This is a genomic window from Thalassotalea sp. PP2-459, from assembly GCF_001913705.1.
Taxonomy (GTDB): domain Bacteria; phylum Pseudomonadota; class Gammaproteobacteria; order Enterobacterales; family Alteromonadaceae; genus Thalassotalea_C; species Thalassotalea_C hakodatensis.
The window spans coordinates 72,272-93,689 of sequence record NZ_MKQD01000077.1; the positions used below are offsets into that span (position 1 = coordinate 72,272).

At 39.0% G+C, this 21,418-nt stretch carries 20 protein-coding genes; 13 read left to right on the forward strand and 7 right to left on the reverse strand.

All coding sequences use genetic code 11. From position 1 onward, the window contains the following. The first annotated feature begins 81 nt into the window (after window positions 1-81). Entirely contained in the window at window positions 82-1,992 is a 1,911-nt protein-coding gene (locus tag BI291_RS16785; protein ID WP_074500328.1) for a tetratricopeptide repeat-containing diguanylate cyclase, read from the forward strand. 334 nt (window positions 1,993-2,326) lie between these two features. On the opposite strand, the gene BI291_RS16790 is transcribed toward BI291_RS16785, so the two are convergent. Next, window positions 2,327-2,545, reverse strand: a complete 219-nt coding sequence (locus BI291_RS16790) for an EF-hand domain-containing protein (protein WP_074500331.1) — start codon at window positions 2,543-2,545, stop codon at window positions 2,327-2,329. A gap of 605 nt (window positions 2,546-3,150) precedes the next feature. Next, window positions 3,151-3,807, reverse strand: a complete 657-nt coding sequence (locus BI291_RS16795) for a hypothetical protein (protein WP_074500333.1) — start codon at window positions 3,805-3,807, stop codon at window positions 3,151-3,153. Between the two features lie 117 nt (window positions 3,808-3,924). On the opposite strand from BI291_RS16795, the gene BI291_RS16800 reads away from it, so the two are divergent. The 10 genes from BI291_RS16800 to ribBA all read left to right on the forward strand — a co-directional run bounded on the left by BI291_RS16800 (window position 3,925) and on the right by ribBA (window position 13,641). Further along, window positions 3,925-5,367: an alpha/beta hydrolase gene (locus tag BI291_RS16800; RefSeq protein WP_074500336.1), complete on the forward strand. Its 1,443-nt coding sequence runs from the start codon at window positions 3,925-3,927 to the stop codon at window positions 5,365-5,367. 9 nt (window positions 5,368-5,376) lie between these two features. Beyond that, window positions 5,377-6,123 carry an ATP-binding cassette domain-containing protein gene (locus BI291_RS16805; RefSeq protein ID WP_074500338.1) on the forward strand — a complete coding sequence of 249 codons (747 nt, stop codon included), beginning with the start codon at window positions 5,377-5,379 and terminating at the stop codon, window positions 6,121-6,123. Continuing rightward, window positions 6,120-7,283, forward strand: a complete 1,164-nt coding sequence (locus BI291_RS16810; protein WP_074500340.1) for an ABC transporter permease — start codon at window positions 6,120-6,122, stop codon at window positions 7,281-7,283. The genes BI291_RS16805 and BI291_RS16810 overlap by 4 nt, the downstream gene beginning before the upstream one ends. Window positions 7,284-7,300: 17 nt before the next feature. Further along, window positions 7,301-7,891, forward strand: coding sequence for an RNA polymerase sigma factor (locus BI291_RS16815; protein WP_254849608.1), 591 nt, complete (start codon window positions 7,301-7,303; stop codon window positions 7,889-7,891). Further along, on the forward strand, window positions 7,891-8,520 hold the full coding sequence (locus BI291_RS16820; RefSeq protein WP_074500342.1) for a hypothetical protein: 630 nt from the start codon (window positions 7,891-7,893) through the stop codon (window positions 8,518-8,520). Before BI291_RS16815 ends, BI291_RS16820 begins: the two co-directional genes overlap by 1 nt. Window positions 8,521-8,832: 312 nt before the next feature. After that, window positions 8,833-10,089: a serine hydroxymethyltransferase gene (gene glyA, locus BI291_RS16825; protein WP_074500345.1), complete on the forward strand. Its 1,257-nt coding sequence runs from the start codon at window positions 8,833-8,835 to the stop codon at window positions 10,087-10,089. Between the two features lie 154 nt (window positions 10,090-10,243). Continuing rightward, window positions 10,244-10,699 carry a transcriptional regulator NrdR gene (nrdR, locus tag BI291_RS16830; protein WP_074500347.1) on the forward strand — a complete coding sequence of 152 codons (456 nt, stop codon included), beginning with the start codon at window positions 10,244-10,246 and terminating at the stop codon, window positions 10,697-10,699. Between the two features lies 1 nt (window position 10,700). Next, entirely contained in the window at window positions 10,701-11,855 is a 1,155-nt protein-coding gene (ribD, locus tag BI291_RS16835) for a bifunctional diaminohydroxyphosphoribosylaminopyrimidine deaminase/5-amino-6-(5-phosphoribosylamino)uracil reductase RibD (protein ID WP_074500350.1), read from the forward strand. A 1-nt stretch (window position 11,856) separates the two neighbouring features. Beyond that, window positions 11,857-12,519, forward strand: a complete 663-nt coding sequence (locus tag BI291_RS16840; protein WP_074500353.1) for a riboflavin synthase — start codon at window positions 11,857-11,859, stop codon at window positions 12,517-12,519. A gap of 9 nt (window positions 12,520-12,528) precedes the next feature. Beyond that, entirely contained in the window at window positions 12,529-13,641 is a 1,113-nt protein-coding gene (gene ribBA, locus BI291_RS16845; protein ID WP_074500355.1) for a bifunctional 3,4-dihydroxy-2-butanone-4-phosphate synthase/GTP cyclohydrolase II, read from the forward strand. 50 nt (window positions 13,642-13,691) lie between these two features. Here the strand turns inward: ribBA and BI291_RS16850 are convergent, their stop codons facing one another. The 5 genes from BI291_RS16850 to xseB all read right to left on the reverse strand — a co-directional run bounded on the left by BI291_RS16850 (window position 13,692) and on the right by xseB (window position 19,377). Beyond that, entirely contained in the window at window positions 13,692-14,546 is an 855-nt protein-coding gene (locus BI291_RS16850; RefSeq protein ID WP_074500358.1) for a hypothetical protein, read from the reverse strand. Window positions 14,547-14,643: 97 nt separating this feature from the next. Continuing rightward, the gene (locus BI291_RS16855; protein WP_074500360.1) at window positions 14,644-16,185 is read right to left on the reverse strand and encodes an amidase; all 1,542 of its coding nucleotides are present in this window, start codon (window positions 16,183-16,185) and stop codon (window positions 14,644-14,646) included. A 171-nt stretch (window positions 16,186-16,356) separates the two neighbouring features. Further along, on the reverse strand, window positions 16,357-18,219 hold the full coding sequence (dxs, locus tag BI291_RS16860; protein ID WP_074500363.1) for a 1-deoxy-D-xylulose-5-phosphate synthase: 1,863 nt from the start codon (window positions 18,217-18,219) through the stop codon (window positions 16,357-16,359). Between the two features lie 21 nt (window positions 18,220-18,240). Further along, entirely contained in the window at window positions 18,241-19,122 is an 882-nt protein-coding gene (ispA, locus tag BI291_RS16865; RefSeq protein ID WP_074500418.1) for a (2E,6E)-farnesyl diphosphate synthase, read from the reverse strand. Between the two features lie 12 nt (window positions 19,123-19,134). Continuing rightward, window positions 19,135-19,377, reverse strand: coding sequence for an exodeoxyribonuclease VII small subunit (gene xseB / locus BI291_RS16870; RefSeq protein ID WP_074500365.1), 243 nt, complete (start codon window positions 19,375-19,377; stop codon window positions 19,135-19,137). A 244-nt stretch (window positions 19,378-19,621) separates the two neighbouring features. Between xseB and pomA the strand changes: the two genes are divergently transcribed. After that, window positions 19,622-20,386 (forward strand): flagellar motor protein PomA, encoded by a 765-nt coding sequence (pomA, locus tag BI291_RS16875; protein WP_074500368.1) that lies wholly within the window; start codon window positions 19,622-19,624, stop codon window positions 20,384-20,386. Between the two features lie 11 nt (window positions 20,387-20,397). Beyond that, window positions 20,398-21,354 (forward strand): flagellar motor protein MotB, encoded by a 957-nt coding sequence (locus BI291_RS16880; RefSeq protein ID WP_074500370.1) that lies wholly within the window; start codon window positions 20,398-20,400, stop codon window positions 21,352-21,354. Window positions 21,355-21,418: the final 64 nt, after the last annotated feature.

Below are 21,418 nucleotides of genomic sequence, written 5' to 3' on the forward strand. Positions count from 1 at the left end.
GTATGATTATAGATAGCCTGAGCTCAGGTTAGATACAGTAGCTAATTAGGTGGCGTTAACAATCATGAGAAGGTGTTTTGGTTGAAAGATAAATTTCGCATTCGTATTCCAAGCTCTATTTTAATATGTTTATTGCTTGTTATTTTTACACGTGTTGTTGTAGCAAAAATGGAAGTTGGTGCCGATCAGCGTCATACAAAAAATGATTACGTGTTAATGGATGAAGATATATATCGGGACCCATGGTCAGCCTATCAAACTCTGCTACAACACCAACCCTCTGAAGTTGAAGAACAGCATTACCAATGGTGGTTAATACGTAAAGCACAGTCAGAAAACTTACTGTATTTTTATGAAAAATTTGAACAAACGTTAACGACATTAAAACCCCTATTATCTGAGCAAAATAATCCTGCAATTAACGCATATTTTTATTATTTTTCTGGTTTAATCGAGCAGCGAAAAGGGAACTATAAACAAGCAAGAAGCTTGTTTAACCGTGGAATGACCTTGGCAAAAGGTATTGAGTTAAATCAGGTTTATATAAGAGCAAAGCAAGAACTTGCGTATACTTACAGTTTAGCCGACTTATACGACACTTCATTGAAAGACTTACAAGAAGCCTTTGTTGAGGCTTTTGCGATGGAAGATCATTTCTTAATTGCGACAATTAATGAAACTTACGGCGCAATTTATGGGTATATGAGTCAATATCAAAAATCAATTGAATATTATCAAAAGGCTTTAGATACTTATGAACGGTTAGGGTATCAAGCACATGTCGCTGAAGCGATATATGGCTTGGCTACGACGTTTAGATACTGGAAAAAATATGACCAAGCCATTTCGCTTTTTAAACGTTACCAAAAGAAAGTTAATTATACGCCTAACGAACATCTTTCCTACTTTTCTGCTTATGGATTAGGTATGAGCTTTGCTGAAAAGGGGGATTGTCAGCAGGCACTTAGTTATATTGAACAAGCATTTAATTTAAATGGTCTTGATGATTATGATGCGGAACTTTATAAGCGTAAAGCGAGTTGTCATATTCAAAGGGGAGAGCTTGAACACGCTGAAAGATCAATAGAATCTTCCGAAGCTATTTTTGCAACAATGCCTGAATTAACAAATACGGCATGGCAACTTGAAAATCAGAAAATTCGTGGGCATCTGGCCTTTGCTCGCGAAGATTATAAGCAAGCATATCAACTGATAACATCTTATTATCAAGCATATAGCCAAGTATTAATCAATAACTCTACCAGCAGAGTCAATAATATTAGAGCGTCTCTCGAACTAGAGCGGCAAGAAGTTGAAAAAGCTTTGTCTAAACAGCGGCAAAAGGCATCGACCTTAGCAAATAAAAATAGGGAGCAAAAAGCGCTGCAGCAAAGTTATTTCATTGTGTTTTTAATCACCTTACTGACTATTGTAACTGTTGTTTTAACATACCAATTCAAGAACAATCGTAGAATAACAGCATTAACAAGAGTAGATGCATTAACTGGGCTCTATAATCGACGCTTTTGTTTTGAATCGTTAGAAGTTTTATTGGCGAAAACAAAAGTTGATAAAGGTGCTTTTACGATCATACTGTTTGATATTGATGATTTCAAAGCCGTTAATGATGTATATGGCCACCCAATGGGCGATCAAGTATTGATTGAAGTTGCGCAGATAGCACGTGAAAGTTCTCGCCCAGGGGATATTGTAGCTCGGATTGGTGGGGAAGAGTTTATGTGTATTTTGCCACGTACAGATAATGAACAAGGTGTGAATGTGGCGGAAAGAATTCGTCAAAACGTTGCTGCTTTCATTTTTAATGATGAAAAAAATCAAGGTCTTAATATCACAGCTAGCTTCGGTGTTTGTACTTCAACTAAACCTGAGGTTCATGCAAAAACATTATATGCAATGGCAGATAAAGCGCTTTATCAGGCTAAACTATCAGGTAAAAACAGTGTTAAAGATGGTAGTAGTAATGAATTATAAAAATTCCTTTTGATGTGTTTTTTTAGCTTAATTAAACCTTCATATTTACCAAAAAGAAAAATAATTATGAATATATAAACTAACTCTTGCTTTTGACTTTTCATGAGGTTCATTAACGCAACCAATACAGGAATTGTGGTTATAGTGTTGTGGGTCGAGTAGGATTAACAGGGGAGTTAATTGGAAACACGGCAGGAAGTATTTTGAGCATCCTTAAAATGGATGTATTAGTGATTAAGACTGAATAAGACAGACACAATGATAAAGTAGGGGGTTATCATTGTGACGCGTAAATCATACCGTTAAGTGATACAAACTCCCTAATAGAGATAGATCAAAGCGCTAGATCAATGACCATTTCCTTTAGTTCTTCTTTGGAAATTGAATTATCATGATTTGTGTCAAACCGTTTAAAAATACTTTCACACATTCTAATACCTTTATCTTGTAAAAGTACGTCAATTAATTCAACAAATTCACTTCTGCTGATCTCACCATCTTTGTCTTCATCAAAGACTTCAAATAATTCGTCTACCCACTGATTTAAATCCATCAGGTGTCCTTAAATTCAATTACATCTAACTAGACTTTATCGCTAATTGGAGCCGATGTGAATGTTTATTTTAATTTTTCATCTCTTTAAATAACAAATGTTTGAATAGTGCACAATTTATTAAAACCCAATACGAACACTATGATATTAAACTCATCAACCAGTTAACAAATAAGAGAAAAGATGCTGAGTACCGAATATACAACTAGTTGTGCTTATTTCATATTGTTAGGGTCTGTTGATCTTTCGAGATTAAATGTTGTTCCAACTAAACGCTTTTTGTCATTTATACGTCGTTATTGCTTTTTTATGTGGAATAACCACATATTCATCGCAATGCCTTGTCTAAAGACCAATAAACTGGTGCAAAGATAAACGCGAAAGATCAACAGGCCCTAGTCACTTAAATTAATATTGAATAATGCTTGTAAAATCCATTTAAGTTATTTACAGTGGTATACTGTATACAATATATTTATATCTGGACTAGCTTATAAGTAATTGTTATACAGTTAATCTCTCAGGTTTAAGCATTAAGAGGGCTCCCCTATTGCCTTCTTAATGCTTACTTTTACCAAGCCGCAATCTTCGTGCGGCTTTTTTTCTTATTGATCTATGGCAGAGCATTGTTGCACAGGTTGATAGCGGTCTGGCTGGGAACTGATGAAACATTCATCGAGCATTGAACAATAACAAATGGATATTTTCAGTTCGCTTCTCGCCTTATCAAGGGCTTGCCAAAAAGGGTAATTGTCAGGAGTTTGATCAAGAGTGATATGATGAAGAGTATCATTGCCTGCAATAATGGCATTATGTAAAGGAGAAGTGATTAAACCACTTTGGTGAAGGGAGAGAGGTTCAACATTTTTAGGTAAACAACAGTCCTGTAATAAAGAGCTTAAATTCATATAACGTTTATTTTTGTAGCCGTAAGTAACGTATTTTATGATCGCTGGTCCAACGCCAGCATTCTTTATATTCATTGATATTTTAGCTTTTTCAGCATTGATATCATAATTCCCAGAATCGATTTGTATTAACGGCATCGTCATTGCTTTTACCTGTTTATTTGCTGCTTCAGCTTGAATATATGTCGCATAAAATGAAGCTGCAGAAATAAAAATTGCGCACACGGCTAGAAAAATACTCAAGCTTTCACTGGTGAAAAGCTTAGATTTGAGCTGAGGTGTTAGCTGATCAACTATGCGGGCTGGTTGTTGTGCTTTATCGGTCTCTTTGATTACATTTCTTTTATTTTTCACTTGGATAATCTCTTCTTATTAGGATGTTTTACGCGCTAATATAAATTTCTTACATTTTTTGTAATAAAACAATTATAGCTAAGACTAACTGCCTAAGTTTTTAGAAGGAATAACAAAATGACAGTACCTTGGAAAAGTATTGCGGTGATGGGCTTAGTCACAGTATCTAGCTTATCGAAAGCCAGCGATGAAAAATTATCATTAAATGATTGCCACCTTGAGGGAATTACCCAGTTAGTGCAATGTGGCAAACTTGAAGTACCTGAAAATTATAATCTTAAAACGGGTGAAACCATATCAATTAATTTTGCGGTACTGCCAGCCATTGATAATAGTCAGAAAAATGAACCGTTAATGTTTTTGGCAGGGGGCCCCGGTCAAGCAGCAGTAAGTTTAGCTGGTGGATTATATAAAGCCTTTAACGAAGTTAGAAAAACCCGCGATTTAATCTTAGTTGATCAACGTGGTACGGGGGAATCAAACCCGCTTCAATGTGAAAATGCAGAGCAGCTTGATCCATATACCAATTTACCTTCTGACTTTTCTGTTAAAGAAATAAAACAATGCTTAACGCAACTAGAAGGCGACTTATCACAATATAACTCTGAAAATGCCATTCGAGACTTTGAAGCTGTTCGTGCTGCATTAGGCCACGAAAAAATAGCGATATACGGTGGCTCTTATGGTACTCGTGCAGGCCTGGTTTATATGCGTATGTTCCCTGACTCTTTAACCTCCGTTATTTTAGACAGTGTTGGCCCAATCGAAGTACCTATCGGTTTATTCGGTAAAAGTGCAGAGCGTTCGTTTAATATGCTTCTTGAAAATTGTCGCGCTGAAGAAAGTTGCCAAAATGCCTATCCAAATCTAGCACAAGAATTTGAACAAGTGAAAGCAGAGCTTGCTAAACAGCCAGTTACTGTTTCGCTACCTCATCCAAGATTAGGTACGCCAATGTCGATGAAGGTTGATGAACAAAAGTTTGTGTCTACTATTTTTTCTCAACTTTATTCTGTCGAAATGCGTTCATTAGTTCCGTTGATTATACATCAGGCATCGCTCGGTAATTATGCACCTCTAGCTGGTCTAACTGCTGCTGGTGATATTGGCGAAGGGATGTTTCTTGGCTTAACGTTTAATATTCTTTGTAATGAAGATGTGCCCAGAGTTACTGACTCGATGTGGCAAGCGGATGCTGAGAATACCTTTAATGGCAGTATTGGACAATACGGGTTAAAGCTTGCGTGTCCATTGTGGCCAACGTATCAAGTATCAACAGACTTTTCACTACCTGTAAATGCTGATATTCCTACGTTAATTATTTCTGGAGATTTAGATCCTGTTACTCCGCCAAGTAATGCTGAATATTCAGATAAAACTTTGCCAAACAGTAAACACATTATCATACCAAACAGCTCACATACACCAGGGGTTCAACCTTGCGCTATGGGAATGATCAGTGAATTTTTAACAACCCAAAACCCAAATGATCTTGATGACTCTTGTCTTACAGATATTCCAGCAGAATCATTTATGACCAGCTTAAACGGCGGAGTGTAAGGAAATATTATGATAGAAGTACATGAACTACATAAAACTTTTAAATCTAAAAAGCAGTCTGTTACCGCGTTAGATGGTTTATCATTCCAGGCAAATGATGGTGAAATTACGGGTATTTTAGGTCCTAATGGCGCAGGTAAAACGACTTGTTTACGTACATTGTATGGTTTGCTTGCTGCAGATCAGGGTTATGCAAAAATTGATGGAGTAACAGTGACGGAAAACCCGTTACAAGCTAGAGCAAAGCTTGGCATATTTCCTGATAAATTTGGTTTGTATGAACGTTTAACTGCTTATGAACAAATTGATTACTTCGCGAGTTTACATGGTATGCACGGTGAGCAAAAAAAACTGGCGATAGAGAAAATTCTAACAGATCTTGATATGCAAGAACTGGCACATCGTAAATCGGCGGGATTCTCTCAAGGTCAGCGGATGAAAGTAACCCTTGCTCAGGCGCTAGTGCATCAGCCGCAGAACTTTGTATTAGATGAGCCTACCCGTGGACTAGATGTAATGAGTACACGCGTGCTACGCACTTATCTTAATAAGTTTAAAGAAAAAGGTCATTGTATTTTGTTTTCATCTCATGTGATGCAAGAAGTTGCAGCGCTATGTGATCGCGTGATTATTGTTGCGAATGGCAAATTAGCCGCCCAAGGTACGCCTCAAGAGTTATGTGATTTAGCGGGTGAAACGCTATTAGAAGAAGCCTTTGTAAAATTAATCGGCTCAGACGAAGGGGTAGCAGCATGATCCAGTTTAAAGCATTATTAATAAAAGAATTAAAAGAAGCATTTCGTGACAAACGTGCTTTAATGGTTGCATTAAGTATGGGTTTACTTATGCCTGTGTTTATTATGGTTTTTTCAAAGTTTGCCATCAATGAGGCAGTTGATAATCCGCCAATATATGTGAAAATTACTGGGGCTGAATATGCACCAAAATTGATGAAATCGTTTACCGATAATAATATTCTTCCTTTTGCAGAAGTACCCGAGGATAAAAAACGCCAGTGGGATGAATATAATGTTGAATTGATCATCCCTGATAACTTCGCTGACAACTTGCGTGAAGGTCACCCAATAGATTTAATTCTACGCGCTGACTATAGTGAAAAATCGTTGAATGCACCAATACGTCGTATTAAGGATGAAGTACGTCAACATTCATTAAGCATCGGTTATAAACGTTTATTAGTCCGTGGTATCGACGTAAAATTATTGCGACCTATTAATTTACAAGAGCAAGATACCTCGGCACCAACAAGTAATGCGGTGATTATTACCTTAATGTTAGGTTTATATCTAATGATGGGGGCATTTGTCTCTGGTCAATCAATTTCTGTTGATTCAAGTGCCGGTGAGCGTGAACGAAATGTGCTAGAGCTATTATTATGTCAACCCGTTGAAACATATAAAATAGTGTTAGCTAAATTGATTTGTTCAAGTTTAATCGCCACAATTTCTGTGACCCTAATGTTGAGCTTAACCACGGTATCAGTAAGCTTTGTTGATTTAGCAAAAATCGGAGCAACGTTCAGCTTAGATGTTTCAACATTTATAGCGTTACTTATGCTACTGATTCCCTTATGTTTCTTAGCATCATCATTACAGTTGTTTTTTGCTTTTCAAGCAAAATCTTTTAAAGAAGCGCAATCAACCGTAGCAATGCTTATTATGGTTCCTGCTATGGTTCCGTTAGCGATGATGATGATGGACAACAAACCGGCATGGGTTGAATGGGCACCAATTTCCGCACAATCTATACTGATGGAAGATTTGTTTAAAGGTTTACCTGTGGATTGGAGTGCGCTTTTGGTTAGCACTGCTGCAACACTCGCCTTGACTGCTGCATTAGTGGTAGGAATGTCGAAACGCTTGAAGTCTGAAAAAGTAATTATGTCTTTAAGTTAAATGGTAGTTGGTGATCTGTGAATAAAACGTTAAAATTGCCCGCATTAAAACAAGATTGCTTTTTAACAGCAACAGATGGGAATTCTTACGTTTTGGATCATCAACAAACTTTTACGCAGTGGATGACGGAGCACGAAAAGTTGCTTCGTCATATTATCACGGGTTTTGAAGCTAAGCCGGCTTTACAAGATGAACTTTTTCAAGAAATTGCTTTAAATATATGGCGAGCATTACCCTCGTTTAGGCATGACTCGGCCGTTAAAACCTTTGTTGCACGAATTGCACATAATGTATTAGCAACACATGTTGCTAAAGCCGTTCGTACGGTAAAGGCTGATCACGATCTTAGTGATATGCCGCAAGAGATAGAAAAAGATCATCAACAACCAACACCCTTTCAGTCTTTAGATCAACAACAGCGTCAGCAAAAATTAGCGCAGGCTATTCGTCAATTAAAATTGGATCAACAGCAGGTAATAACGCTTGCTTTAGAAGGGATGAGTTACCAAGAGATTGCAGACGTACTATCTGTTAGTACAAATTTAGTGGGAGTTAGGCTACAACGCGCTAAAGCATCATTGAGTAAGATACTCGGAGCACACTCATAATGACTGCAAATAACAATGAACCTGATAACAACATGAATCAAGATAACGATACTGACACTTCATTTATTGATGAACAATGGCAGGAATTGGCGAAAGATTGGCAGCAGCAACCAACAGAAAAAGCTGATATTAAAAAGCTACTTAAAGAAACAAAACGAAGAACACGTAAAGCGAAATGCTTATTCTGGGGAAATGTGGTTGCAACCATAGGGCTTTTATTTGGCGCAATGTATGGCACATTGATTGAAGACTCTTGGGAAAGATCATTTCTGAGTTACATGTGGGGCAGCTTCGTACTTTCGGTTGTTTTCTGTTATTACGAATATAAGATCAGACAAACAGCCTGGCAACAAATCAATGATAGCCCAGAAAATGCGATTAATAATGCGATAAAAGGTATTGAGTCCTCATTAAGCTATATTCGTTTAACGAAGTGGTCTTGTATACCCTTTGGGCTATTAGCTAACTTTTTTGTTTATGAAACGGCAATTAATGCGGAAAAACCGGCAACGAACGGTTTAATTACTATTAATATACTTATAATTCTTATGTTTGCTATTACTCATTGGTTTGGACTAAAACGCCAAAAAGAGCTTAAAGCAATGATTGCCAAAACAAAGAATAATTAACCGCTTTTGTTGGTTAGGCCATATTAAATTCGGTTTTAATTCTTTAATCCTGAATTTAATATGTTGTTCTTTGGTTTTTTATTCGATATATTACTTCAATAGCGAATATGATCTCGCAAAAGAAAACTTTTACCGCATATAGCACAAAGAGCAATCGATATATTTCATTAAAAAATGAAATAACTGCATCGGGTTTTTGCGTATACTTTAGCGCCTGATTCAGGCAAAATATGCGGCAATTAATTTAGACAACCCTCCAGCAAATGCCTCGTATAGTGCAAGGCCATGATGCTGAGAACTTGAGGTAAAAACATGCTTACTCGTGATATGAATATTGCTGACTTTGATGCTGAACTATGGCAATCAATGACTGACGAAACGACTCGTCAAGAAGAGCACATCGAACTCATTGCTTCTGAAAACTACTGTAGCCCTCGTGTACTTGAGGCACAAGGTTCTCAGTTAACTAATAAATATGCTGAAGGCTACCCGGGTAAACGTTACTACGGTGGCTGTGAATTTGTAGATAAAGCTGAAGCACTTGCTATTGAACGTGCTAAAGCATTATTTGGTGCTGATTATGCCAATGTGCAACCGCACGCTGGCTCTCAAGCAAATGCTGCTGTATTTCAAGCACTTGTAACGCCTGGCGGTAAAGTTCTTGGTATGAGCTTGGCGCATGGTGGTCATTTAACACATGGTGCACACGTAAACTTTTCTGGTAAATCTTATGAAGCGATTCAATATGGTTTAGACCCTGAAACCGGTGATATTGACTACGCCGAAATGGAACGTTTAGCACAAGAACATAAGCCGGAAATGATCATCGGTGGTTTTTCTGCATTCTCTGGAGTGGTTGATTGGGCGCGTATGCGTAAAATCGCTGATAGCATCGGTGCTTACTTTATGGTTGATATGGCGCACGTTGCAGGTTTAGTGGCTGCAGGCCTTTATCCAAACCCTGTTCCACATGCTCACGTTGTAACAACGACAACGCATAAAACATTGGCTGGTCCTCGCGGTGGTTTAATTGTTGCTGGTTGTGGCGACGAAGCTATTTATAAGAAATTAAATTCAGCCGTATTTCCTGGTGGTCAAGGTGGCCCATTAATGCATGTTATTGCAGCTAAAGCAGTTGCCTTTAAAGAAGCATTAGAGCCTGAATTTAAAGTGTATCAACAACAAGTGCTAGATAACGCTAAAGCGATGGTTGCAGTGTTACAGGAACGCGGTTACAAAGTTGTTTCGAATGGTACTGAAAACCATTTATTATTATTAGATTTAATTGATAAAGATATCACAGGTAAAGATGCTGATGCGGCGTTAGGTCGTGCACACATTACTGTGAATAAAAACTCGGTACCCAATGATCCACGTTCTCCTTTTGTTACTTCAGGCTTACGCTTAGGCACACCGGCAATTACTCGTCGTGGCTTTGGTGTAGAAGAAACTAAAGCATTAACAGGCTGGATCTGTGACATTCTTGATGATATCAATAATGAAGCAACGATAACTACGGTACAGGAAAAAGTGAAAGAACTTTGTGCTCGTTTGCCGGTTTATGCCTAGTTAACCTCTGTTTAAGATCGGTGGACAGATAAAACTCTGTACGCCTAAGTAGATTAAAGCCCAAAGGAAACTTTGGGCTTTTTAGTATTTGTCAGTTACTTCACGCATAAATTCCTTTAAAATAACCTCATCTTTGTAAATAGTAGGAACAGGCATGTATTGCCCATTTTGTACGGCGACTGAAACTAAAGTGATAGATTCTCGTCTAGTGGCAGATGGCCACCAAATCAGGCGACGTAGAGAATGTATTGCTTGCTTAGAACGCTTTACTACGTTTGAAATGGCTGAACTTGTTATGCCTCGTATAATCAAGCGAGATGGTTCAAGAGAGCCGTATCATGAGGAAAAGCTCCGCTCTGGTTTAATGCGTGCTTTAGAAAAGCGTCCTGTCAGTGTCGAACAAACTGAAAAAGCAATTAATCGACTAAAATCCAAACTTCGCGCAACGGGTGAACGTGAAGTTTCAAGTGAAATGTTGGGTAATCTAATTATGGAGCAGTTGAAAAAGCTTGATAAGGTTGCTTATGTTCGCTTTGCATCTGTGTACCGTTCTTTTGAAGATATTCGCGAATTTGGCGAAGAAATTGCTCGGTTAGGTGATGATAACTAAGATGAGCTGTAACACTTTTACCCTTGATGATCACCGTTACATGGCAAGAGCGATAGCACTTGCTAAAAAAGGGTTATATACCGTTTCACCTAATCCACGCGTAGGTTGTGTGTTGGTGAAAGATGGCAAGGTGGTTGGTGAAGGTTGGCATCAACAAGCAGGTTCTGCACATGCTGAAGTTAACGCATTGGCGCAGGCCGAAGAACAGGCAAAAGGCGCAACAGCGTATGTTACTTTAGAGCCTTGCTCACATTACGGTAAAACACCACCTTGTGCTAAGGGGTTAATAGACGCTGGTGTTGTCAAAGTAATTGCTGCTATGGTTGATCCAAACCCACAAGTATCTGGTAATGGTTTATCAATGTTAACGCAAGCAGGCATTGAAACAGCTTCTGGGTTACTTGAAGCTGATGCTCAAGCACTTAACGTGGGCTTTATTGCGTTGATGACTCAACAAAAGCCTTATGTTCGTTGTAAGCTTGCAGCCAGTTTAGATGGGAAAACAGCGATGTCTTCGGGTGAAAGTAAATGGATCACCTCTCGTGAAGCTCGCTGCGATGTACAACAGCTTAGAGCACAAAGTTGTGCGGTAATTAGTGGTGCCGATTCTATCTTGCATGATAACGCACGCATGACCGTACGTTGGTCAGAACTGGGCGATATTAAACAACATTATGCAGAACAAGAAGTTCGACAACCTGTTCGCGTGGTCATCGACTCGCAAAACCGCTTAACCCCAGATCTTGCACTTTTTGAAACTACATCACCCGTGTTGATATTAACGGCTCGACTTGAAAATACTCATCAATGGCCACATTTCGTAGAACATATTTGTGTTAAGCAATCACAATGTGGTCACTATATTGATTTAACCGCAGCGTTGAAAGTATTAGCGGATAAAGGCTTAAATGACGTGTTAATCGAGTCGGGTATGGAATTAGCGGGCGCATTCATTGAACAAAACTTAGTTGATGAATTAATTCTATATCAAGCGCCCAAGTTACTTGGCCATGCTGGGAAAGGTTTGGTGAATTTTTCTCATATTGATAGGTTAACACAAGCAAAATCATTACACATTCAAGATGTTACTCGAGTAGGTGGCGATATAAAGATTGTTGCACACTTTACTCATGACAAGGTAAAAGTAGAGAACTAGCATGTTTACTGGAATTATTGAAGCTGTCGGCACGATCAAGCAAATACAAGTAGGGTCGCATGGTGCTCGAATTGTTATCGCGACAGGCGTATTAGATATGTCAGATGTAAAGCTTGGCGACTCAATAGCAACCAATGGTATTTGTCTAACTGTGATTGCTTTTGATAGCACAAGTTTTAGTGCCGATGTCTCTACAGAAACACTCTTACGTACCGGATTTGCTCATTATAAAGTGAACCAACAGGTAAATTTAGAAAAAGCCATGTTACCTACAACACGGTTTGGCGGCCATATTGTTTCTGGACATGTTGATGCTGTTGTTTGTATCACACAAATCAATAGAGTTGGAAACAGTATCGATTATTGGTTAGAAATGACTGATGATATAGCACCCTATATTGCGGAAAAAGGTTCAATTACTATCGATGGTGTAAGCTTAACGGTCAACTCAGTAGATACAACATCCTTTAGATTGACTATTGTTCCACACACGTCGAACCAAACTATTATGCCAATCTATCAGATAGGTAGTCAGGTAAATATTGAAGTAGATGTAATGGCACGTTACATCGAACGTTTATTGTTAAAAAAACAAGACAACAACACACAAACACTTGGCGTGACAGAATCGTTGTTACGTCAAAGTGGTTTTATTAAAAATTAAGAGGCTGTCATGAATTTACATACTCCGCAGGAGCTAATTGACGATATTAAACAGGGAAAAATGGTCATCCTAATGGATGACGAAGATCGCGAAAATGAAGGTGACTTCATCATGGCAGCGGAACTTGTTACGCCTGAAGCCATTAATTTTATGGCAACACACGGTCGTGGTTTAATTTGTATGCCAATGACCATCGAACGCTGTAAAAAATTAAACCTGCCTTTAATGGTCAGTAAAAATGATGCACAGTTTTCAACGAATTTTACGGTTTCAATTGAAGCGGCAGAAGGAGTTACAACGGGAATTTCAGCCGCAGACCGTGCTAAGACTGTATTAGCTGCAGTTTCTAAAGAAGCAAATCAGCACTCTATCGTACAGCCGGGACATATTTTCCCTTTGATGGCGAAAGATGGCGGAGTGCTTAATCGAGCAGGACATACAGAAGCTGGTGTTGATTTGGCAAGGTTAGCAGGATTAGAACCTGCTTCTGTGATTGTGGAAATCCTTAATGAAGATGGCACAATGGCCCGCCGCCCTGATTTAGAAGTAATTGCTGAACGCCATGGCATTAAAATGGGAACAATTGCCGACCTTATTGAATATCGTAATGCCAACGAAACAACGATTGAGCGCGTGTCACAATGTAAACTGCCTACCGCTTTCGGCGAGTTCGAACTTACTGTTTTTAAAGATACTATTGACGGCCAAGCACATTTTGCATTAACTAAAGGTGCAATCGAGCACGAAACCCCCACTTTAGTGCGTGTACACTTAGAAAATACCTTTAGAGACTTATTGTTTAGTCAACGTGAAAGTGTTGCTAAGTGGCCGATTGGTGATGCATTAGCCCGAATAGGTAAAGAAGGTGGCGTATTAGTGTTGCTGGGTAAGCACGAGTCGCCTGACGAGCTTATCACGCAAGTAAAAAAATACGCTAAGCTTGATGCTGGCGAAGAAGTAAAAGAAGTGCAGCGTCATATTGGATCACGAAATGTTGGTGTTGGTTCACAAATTTTGGCTAACTTAGGTGTAGGTAAAATGCGCTTATTAAGCTCACAAGTAAAATATCATTCACTATCAGGTTTTGGTTTAGAAGTTGTGGAATATATTAATGAAGAATAGCGTTATTGATTCTGATTGTTAACGCGTACTATATGGACGCCTTTTGTTGCTCAGCGGCTAACAAAAGGCGTTTTTTTATCGTCAAGATAATGTGCGTGGTAATATTGCGTTAAGCGTATTTTTTCTTCCCCTTCATACCAACGTAAACGCGGTGCTAAATAATTAGGTTGTTTAGCTTCTTGTGATAACAACTGGTTAATGCGATGAATAACTTGTTTTCCCCAATCATTATCTGAACATGCAAAGTGTACAGGTAAATAGTCACTTGATGAGAGTTCATCTAATGAGATCGTTGAATAATTACTTGAAAGTCCAAGCATATGTTTAGCGTAATTTATCACGGGCGGGTACTCTATTAACATGTCGAAACGGCGACGAAAAAACATACGTATTAGACTGTTATAGTTATTTTGCCAAACAACACGGTTATCTGATAAATGTACAGCTAGAATATCATTAATGACCCTTGGATAGCGTTGCGTGGCGACACCTATCCTTGTATCACTAGCTTTGAGTATAGAGACTAAAGAAACAGAAGGTTGATACTTTAAACTGGGAAAGTCATCTTGATGATAAATAAGTTGATGGGGTAATAAAAAGCTGTTTGTGTTTGATAGTAATGCGGGGGTATTAGACAGTGCAGAAGGTGAGCATACTTTGGTTTTTTTGGTAAATTCTCGGCGTAAGCGTTGTGTATTCATCACCACTTTTTTATGGTGGTACGATGGCATTTGCAAGATTATTTGATCAAGCAAACTATCGTAAATTCCTTGGCCTTTATCGGGCCCTTGTAAAATATAAAAAGGTGGCCAATCGACTATTCGCCATGTAATGGTTTCATTGGCTTGCGCACAAGCATGAAAAAACGTTAATACGATGCCGGTAAGAAAAAGTTTATTAAGCAATACAACAACTTATTTTTTATATACTATCGTAAATGATGTAACCATACGCTATCAGAGCGTTTGGTTACATTCAACATTTGATTAACAAAATGAGGTTTTATTTTAATTGAACCGGATCTCGTCTGTGTTGTGTTGCTTGTTCGTAACTGTATGCTGCTTCTATTAATGTACCTTCTTGTAAAAATCCTCCAATGAACGATATACCCACCGGTAAATGCTTAACAAAGCCCATAGGAACGGTAATATGTGGATAACCAGCTATTGCAGGAGCGCTTGAAGCAGCACCAAGATAATGGTCTCCGTTTACATGATCAATTTTCCAAGCAGGGCCTGTTGTTGGAGCAACTAAAAGATCTAATTTGTGATCGTTTAACAACTTGTCTATGCCATCTTTTTGTGTCGCTTGTTTAGCACTTTTTAATGCCGTGAGATAATCTTGAGCAGTTAATGCCGCTTTTGATTGGGCCATTTGCATTATTTCTTGAGCAAAATGTGGCATCACTTCTTCAGCATTTTTTTGGTTAAACTCAATGATCGCTCCCAGTGATTTAGGTAATCCTTTTGATGTATTTGCCAAGTATGAGTTTAAATCTGCCTTGAATTCATAGAGCAATACTTCAAATTCATTGCCACCCCATGTATCTTTAGTTTCAAAAGTAATATCATCGATGATGATTGCGCCTTGGGCACGAAGATCTTTTATTGCTTGTTCGAAGGTACTATCTAATTTATTGTGATACCCCATTAAATTTCTAACTACACCTATTCGTTTGCCAGCCAAACCGTCTTTTTTAAGATGCTTTACATAATCGACAGTCGATGCAACGGGTGCAGGGTCGTGTTTATCAATAGCCGTCATAGCGCTTAGCATAATAACGGCATCGCTTACTGTTTGTGCCATTGGGCCAGCGGTATCTTGGCTATGTGCAATAGGAATTATGCCACTGCGGCTCACCGTACCAAGTGTAGGTTTGATGCCGACAATACCGTTAATAGCAGCCGGACAGGTAACTGAACCATCAGTTTCCGTACCAACGGCTAATACAGCAAAATCTGCAGCGATAGCAACACCAGAGCCTGAACTTGAGCCACATGGACTACGTGTTACATCGTGCGCATTTTTAGTTTGACCATACATGCTACTCCAACCGCTAGATGACGATGTTGAGCGGAAGTTTGCCCACTCGCTAAGGTTAGTTTTACCAAGAATAATTGCACCAGCGTTAAGCAACTGTTTAACTAAAAATGCATTATTGGCGGGAAAATGTTCTTTAAGTGCTAATGAGCCTGCGCTATTTGACATATCATCTGTGGTATCAATATTATCTTTCAATAACACAGGGATACCGTGAAGAGGGCCGGTTAATCCATGTTGTTTAAATTGCTTATCTAAAACTTTTGCACGGGTAAGGGCGTGTGGGTTAATTTGAGAAACGGCATTAAGGGCTGCGCCTTGTTTATCGTGTTGTTTGATACGTGCTAAATAATGCTTAACCAATTGCTCGCTAGTAAGTGTTTCTTGTTTAAACTGTTGGTGAATGGTGGTAATTTTTGTCTCTGTGGTAGGTAGGGTATTCGTATTTGCTTGCGTAGATAATATCTGACCAAGCAAAAACAGCATGACAGTGAGTATGCGCATAGTGATCCTTAATTATTATTTTTTGTTTTTATAACGTAGCGCAGAACTTATTGTCCAGAAAATTGAAAAATTAAGTAAACGAAAAAAAGTGGCAACTGTGCAGCAAGGGTTACAAAAAACGCTGTGCTTTACTGTTATATCGGATGATTTGAGCACAACGTTTTAAACTTGTTAATCGAGAAAAGCATTAACTTTAGCGATTATTCCTTTTGAGTCTAAGCCAAGTTCTTGATGAATTTCGTTTTGCGTACCGTGTTTAATAAACTGATCAGGTAAACCAATATTTAAAATACTCACTTGAACTTTTTTACTGAGTAAGTACTCATTAACTGCTGAACCAGCGCCACCCGATATAGCATTGTCTTCTATCGTAACTATTACATCATGTTGTTGCGCAATTGTTTCGAGTAGTGTTTCATCTAATGGTTTTACAAAACGCATATCAACAAGTGTTGCATCAAAATGTGTTGCTGCAATGTTAGCTTCTGTCAGCATGGTACCAAAATTAAGAAAAGCGACTTTATCACCTTGGCTGATAAGTTTCGCTTTACCTATCTCAATGGTTTCGGTTAATGCAGGTAATTCAACACCAATAGCGTTACCTCTAGGGTAACGAACGGCCGCTGGTTGATTGGCTTTATGACCGGTTGTTAGCATTAATTGGCATTCACGTTCATCTGATGGTGTCATGATGATTAAATTAGGAATACAGCGCATAAAACTAAGATCAAATGCCCCTTGATGTGTAGGACCATCTGCGCCAACAATACCAGCTCTATCTATGGCAAATAATACTGGCAAATTTTGTATTGCGATATCGTGGATCAATTGATCATAACCACGTTGAAGAAAACTGGAATAAATGGCTACAATCGCGTTATTACCACCAATGGCAAGCCCAGCAGCAAACGTGACAGCATGCTGCTCTGCAATGGCAACATCGTAATACTTTTCAGGAAAACGCTGGCTAAACTCAACCATACCTGAACCTTCACGCATAGCTGGCGTTATAGCTGCTAGTTTTTCATCCACTTCTGCCATTCTGCATAGCCAATCGCCAAAAATTTTCGAATAAGTAGGTAAGCTTGGCGGACTTTTTGGTAACCCTGTTTCAGATGGATTAAATTTTGGTACAGCATGATACTTTATTGGATCTTGCTCTGCTGCTTGGAAGCCTTTACCTTTTTTAGTGGCAATATGCAGTATTTGCGGCCCTTTAAGGTTGCGCATGTTACTAATAGTATTCACTAAGCCAGTAACGTCATGACCGTCAATTGGGCCAATATAATTAAACCCTAACTCTTCAAAAAAGGTGCTGGGCACGACCATACCTTTTAAGTGCTCTTCAGCGCGACTTGCGAGTTCTTTAATGGGGGGAATATTATTTAATAAGCGTTTACTGCCTTCTCTAAATCCCGTGTAAAAGCTACCCGATAACATTTTCGCTAAATGATTATTTAACGCGCCTACATTTTCAGAAATCGACATTTCATTGTCGTTTAAAATCACCAACATATCTTTGTGAATATCACCAGCATGGTTTAATGCTTCAAAGGCCATTCCTGCCGTCATGGCACCATCACCTATGACAGCCACAACTTTTCTATTTTTTCCTTCTTTTTCTGCGGCAACGGCTAATCCTAGTGCGGCTGAAATTGAAGTACTTGAATGACCAACACTAAGCACATCATATTCACTTTCTTCACGCCAAGGAAAAGGGTGAAGACCATCTTTTTGACGAATAGTATGGAGCTGATCACGCCTGCCAGTAAGAATTTTATGAGGATATGCTTGGTGGCCTACATCCCAAATTAAATGATCAAAAGGCGTATTGTAAACATAGTGCAAAGCAACCGTTAATTCTATTGTGCCGAGGCCAGATGCAAAATGACCACTACTTTTGCTGACAGAGTTAAGCAAATAGCGACGTAACTCATCACTGGCATTTGGTAATTGATCGGGCGATAACTTACGCAAATTATCGGGCGTATCAATTTTTGAGAGTAGCGGGTAATCGTTTAGATTTATCGTCATAGTTGTTCGTTTTAATAGAACCTAGCTCGTTCGTTGAATTATAAATGTCGCAAAGTCTGACAAATTTTGAGTATTGTAAGGCAATCTACGCAAAGCTTGAAGTGATTGTTGAAACAAGTCGTCTGCTTTTTGTTGCGCACCTTGTAAACCCAATAATGAAGGGTAGGTACTCTTGTTTGCTTCTAGGTCAGATCCTGTTGGCTTTCCAAGCTCTTCTTCACTAGAGGTAATATCAATAATATCATCGCGTACTTGATAAGCTAAGCCAACATGCTGTGCATATTCTTTTAGTGCCTGTTTTTCACCGGTTGTAACATTAGGTGCACATTCCGCTGCCATTAACACGGCAGCTTGCAATAAAGCGCCGGTTTTTAAATGATGTAGTTGTTCAAGTGCAGCCAACGTAATACAGCTATCAGTTGCTGAAAGATCTAAAGCTTGGCCACCGCACATGCCTTGATAGCCAGCCGCATCAACCAGTAATTTCATTAAGGTTAATTGTTTTCTTTTTACTTGTTCTGAAAAAGGGTGGTTTATTAAAATATCAAACGCAAGTGTTTGTAGACTATCGCCGGCAAGAATCGCGGTAGCCTCATCGAAAGCTTTATGACATGTTGGTTTACCGCGACGTAAATCATCGTCATCCATGGCGGGTAAGTCATCATGTAATAATGAATAGGCGTGAATGCACTCAATTGCTGCAGCAATTCCATCAATATCTTCTATTGATGCGCCAAGAGACTCACCTGTAATGTAAGCAAGAAATGGCCGCATACGCTTACCACCAATGAGTAAACCGTAGCGCATGGCATCATGTAATTGTTGGTCATTAACGGCAATATTGTCTAATGCGTTTATAAGGTATTGATCAATACGTTGTTGGTATTGGGGTAATCCTAACAAGTGTTGCACTGGCTATAGCTCGTTTGATTCAAATGTTTCTAATGCTGACTTTTCTTGTCGTTGCATCAAAATTTGCACTTTTTGTTCAGCGTCTTTCAGTTTTTCTTGGCTAACTTGGCTTAATGCTAAGCCGCGTTCAAATAAGGTCATTGAGTCTTCTAGATTCAATTCGCCTTTTTCAAGTTGATCGACAATTGTTTCAAGCTCTTTTAACGCTTCTTCAAAACTTAAGTTCTCAATTTTTTTACGTGCCATGATCTCGCTCAAACCGCGCCTTTTTATAAGTAACGCGCAAGATACCTTAGCTGTGCGCTTTGTTCAACTGAGCAACTAAATTACTTTCAATGAAATAAAGTGAAAATATTTGTTAAGTTATTGACAATATGGGCGATAATATAAGTATTCTCGTGATAGATTATAATGCAGTCGCGAATTAATACGCCTTAGGTTATTATCATTATCGGGCTAGCAATTTAGCAACATTTTTTCGGAGGCTTGTGTGGATTTAGCTACGCTACTAGGAATTTTAGGTGCCATTGGGTTCGTGGTCATGGCCATGGTATTGGGCGGCGACATCAATATGTTTATTGATACCCAATCCATACTTATCGTATTTTGTGGCTCTACTTTTGTTGTACTTGCGAATTATAACCTTGGCCAATTCTTTGGTATTGGCAAGATTATGGGCAAGGCCTTTATGTTTAAGATTGAAAAGCCTGATGAGTTAATTGAAAAGTCGGTTGAAATGGCTGATGCTGCTCGAAAAGGTGGCTTTTTAGCTTTAGAAGAAGCTGAAATATCCAATGCCTTTATGCAAAAAGGTGTTGATATGCTGGTTGATGGCCACGACGCTGATGTGGTTAGAGGTACACTGCAAAAAGATATTAACTTAACAACAGAGCGACATGAAACCGGTATAGGAATGCTGTCGGCATTAGCCGAAATTGCACCAGCAATGGGTATGATTGGTACCTTAATTGGTCTGGTTGCGATGCTTTCAAATATGGATGATCCTAAAGCGATTGGCCCAGCAATGGCGGTTGCATTATTAACTACTCTTTATGGTGCTTTTTTGGCTAATGTCATTGCTATACCTATCGCGAATAAATTAAAGCTACGTATGGCAGAAGAAAAACTCAACCAAGAACTTATTTTAGACGCTGTGCTTGGCATTCAAGACGGGCAAAATCCGCGCGTAATTGAAGGGTTGTTGAAAAACTACCTTGCTGAAAGTAAACGAGCCGTTAATACAACAGAAGAGTAGGGAGCTAGCATATGGCAAATCCTCCTGAGTGTAAATGTCCACCACCTGGCCTACCGCCATGGATGGGTACCTTTGCCGATCTTATGTCATTATTGATGTGCTTCTTTGTTTTATTATTATCTTTTTCTGAAATGGACGTGCTGAAGTTTAAGCAAATTGCAGGGTCAATGAAATTTGCTTTTGGGGTACAAAATAAAATTGAAGTAAAAGATATTCCCAAAGGCACCAGTATTATTGCGCAAGAATTTAGGCCTGGTAAACCTGAGCCCACGCCTATTGAGGTGATCCAACAACAAACAGTCGAAATGACCCAACAAATGTTAGAATTTCAGGCGGGTGATGAAACTTCTGCTGGTGGTCGCCAAGAACAGCGTGGTACTGAACGGGGCGGACAATCACAAAGTACGGCTGATGAAATGTCAGCGCAGGCGCGACAAAAAGCCAGTGATGAGTTAGAACAGGCATCACAAGAACAAGTAAATGAACTGGTTAAAAAAATCGCAGATCAACTTGAACAGCAAATACAAGACGGCGCTATTGAGTTAGAGCAATTGGGTCAACAAATCATTATTCGTATCAGAGAAAATGGTTCTTTCCCCTCTGGTTCCGCTTTTTTACAGCCTCAGTTTCGTCCTATTATTCAAGAGATTGGCGAGTTATTAAATACAGTGCCAGGTGAAATTATGGTATCTGGTCATACGGATAATCGCGGTATTAGTTCTGAGTTATTCACCTCAAATTGGGATTTATCAAGCAAGCGAGCAGTAGCCATTGCGCATGAGCTAGTTAACGTTGATGGCTTTGATCCGTCAAGAATGATTGTCGCAGGGCATGCTGATGCGAAACCGTTAGTGCCTAATAACAACGCGCTTAATCGTCGCCGTAATCGCCGGGTTGAAATTGCGATTAATCAAGGCAAAGCAAAAGAAACAGAGCCAGTGTCGATTATTTCTAGTGAGTCACAATAGTCAAAGTACTAGCTCAACACCCTAATTCAAAAGGATCGCTTAGCGATCCTTTTTTTTCGCACAT

Bases quoted from the DNA above. Each gene is read 5' to 3' on its own strand.
- BI291_RS16790 (WP_074500331.1), bottom strand. From the start codon at position 2,545: ATGGATTTAAATCAGTGGGTAGACGAATTATTTGAAGTCTTTGATGAA.
- BI291_RS16800 (WP_074500336.1), top strand. From the start codon at position 3,925: ATGACAGTACCTTGGAAAAGTATTGCGGTGATGGGCTTAGTCACAGTA.
- BI291_RS16805 (WP_074500338.1), top strand. From the start codon at position 5,377: ATGATAGAAGTACATGAACTACATAAAACTTTTAAATCTAAAAAGCAG.
- BI291_RS16810 (WP_074500340.1), top strand. From the start codon at position 6,120: ATGATCCAGTTTAAAGCATTATTAATAAAAGAATTAAAAGAAGCATTT.
- BI291_RS16820 (WP_074500342.1), top strand. From the start codon at position 7,891: ATGACTGCAAATAACAATGAACCTGATAACAACATGAATCAAGATAAC.
- glyA (WP_074500345.1), top strand. From the start codon at position 8,833: ATGCTTACTCGTGATATGAATATTGCTGACTTTGATGCTGAACTATGG.
- nrdR (WP_074500347.1), top strand. From the start codon at position 10,244: ATGTATTGCCCATTTTGTACGGCGACTGAAACTAAAGTGATAGATTCT.
- ribD (WP_074500350.1), top strand. From the start codon at position 10,701: ATGAGCTGTAACACTTTTACCCTTGATGATCACCGTTACATGGCAAGA.
- BI291_RS16840 (WP_074500353.1), top strand. From the start codon at position 11,857: ATGTTTACTGGAATTATTGAAGCTGTCGGCACGATCAAGCAAATACAA.
- ribBA (WP_074500355.1), top strand. From the start codon at position 12,529: ATGAATTTACATACTCCGCAGGAGCTAATTGACGATATTAAACAGGGA.
- BI291_RS16855 (WP_074500360.1), bottom strand. From the start codon at position 16,185: ATGCGCATACTCACTGTCATGCTGTTTTTGCTTGGTCAGATATTATCT.
- dxs (WP_074500363.1), bottom strand. From the start codon at position 18,219: ATGACGATAAATCTAAACGATTACCCGCTACTCTCAAAAATTGATACG.
- xseB (WP_074500365.1), bottom strand. From the start codon at position 19,377: ATGGCACGTAAAAAAATTGAGAACTTAAGTTTTGAAGAAGCGTTAAAA.
- BI291_RS16880 (WP_074500370.1), top strand. From the start codon at position 20,398: ATGGCAAATCCTCCTGAGTGTAAATGTCCACCACCTGGCCTACCGCCA.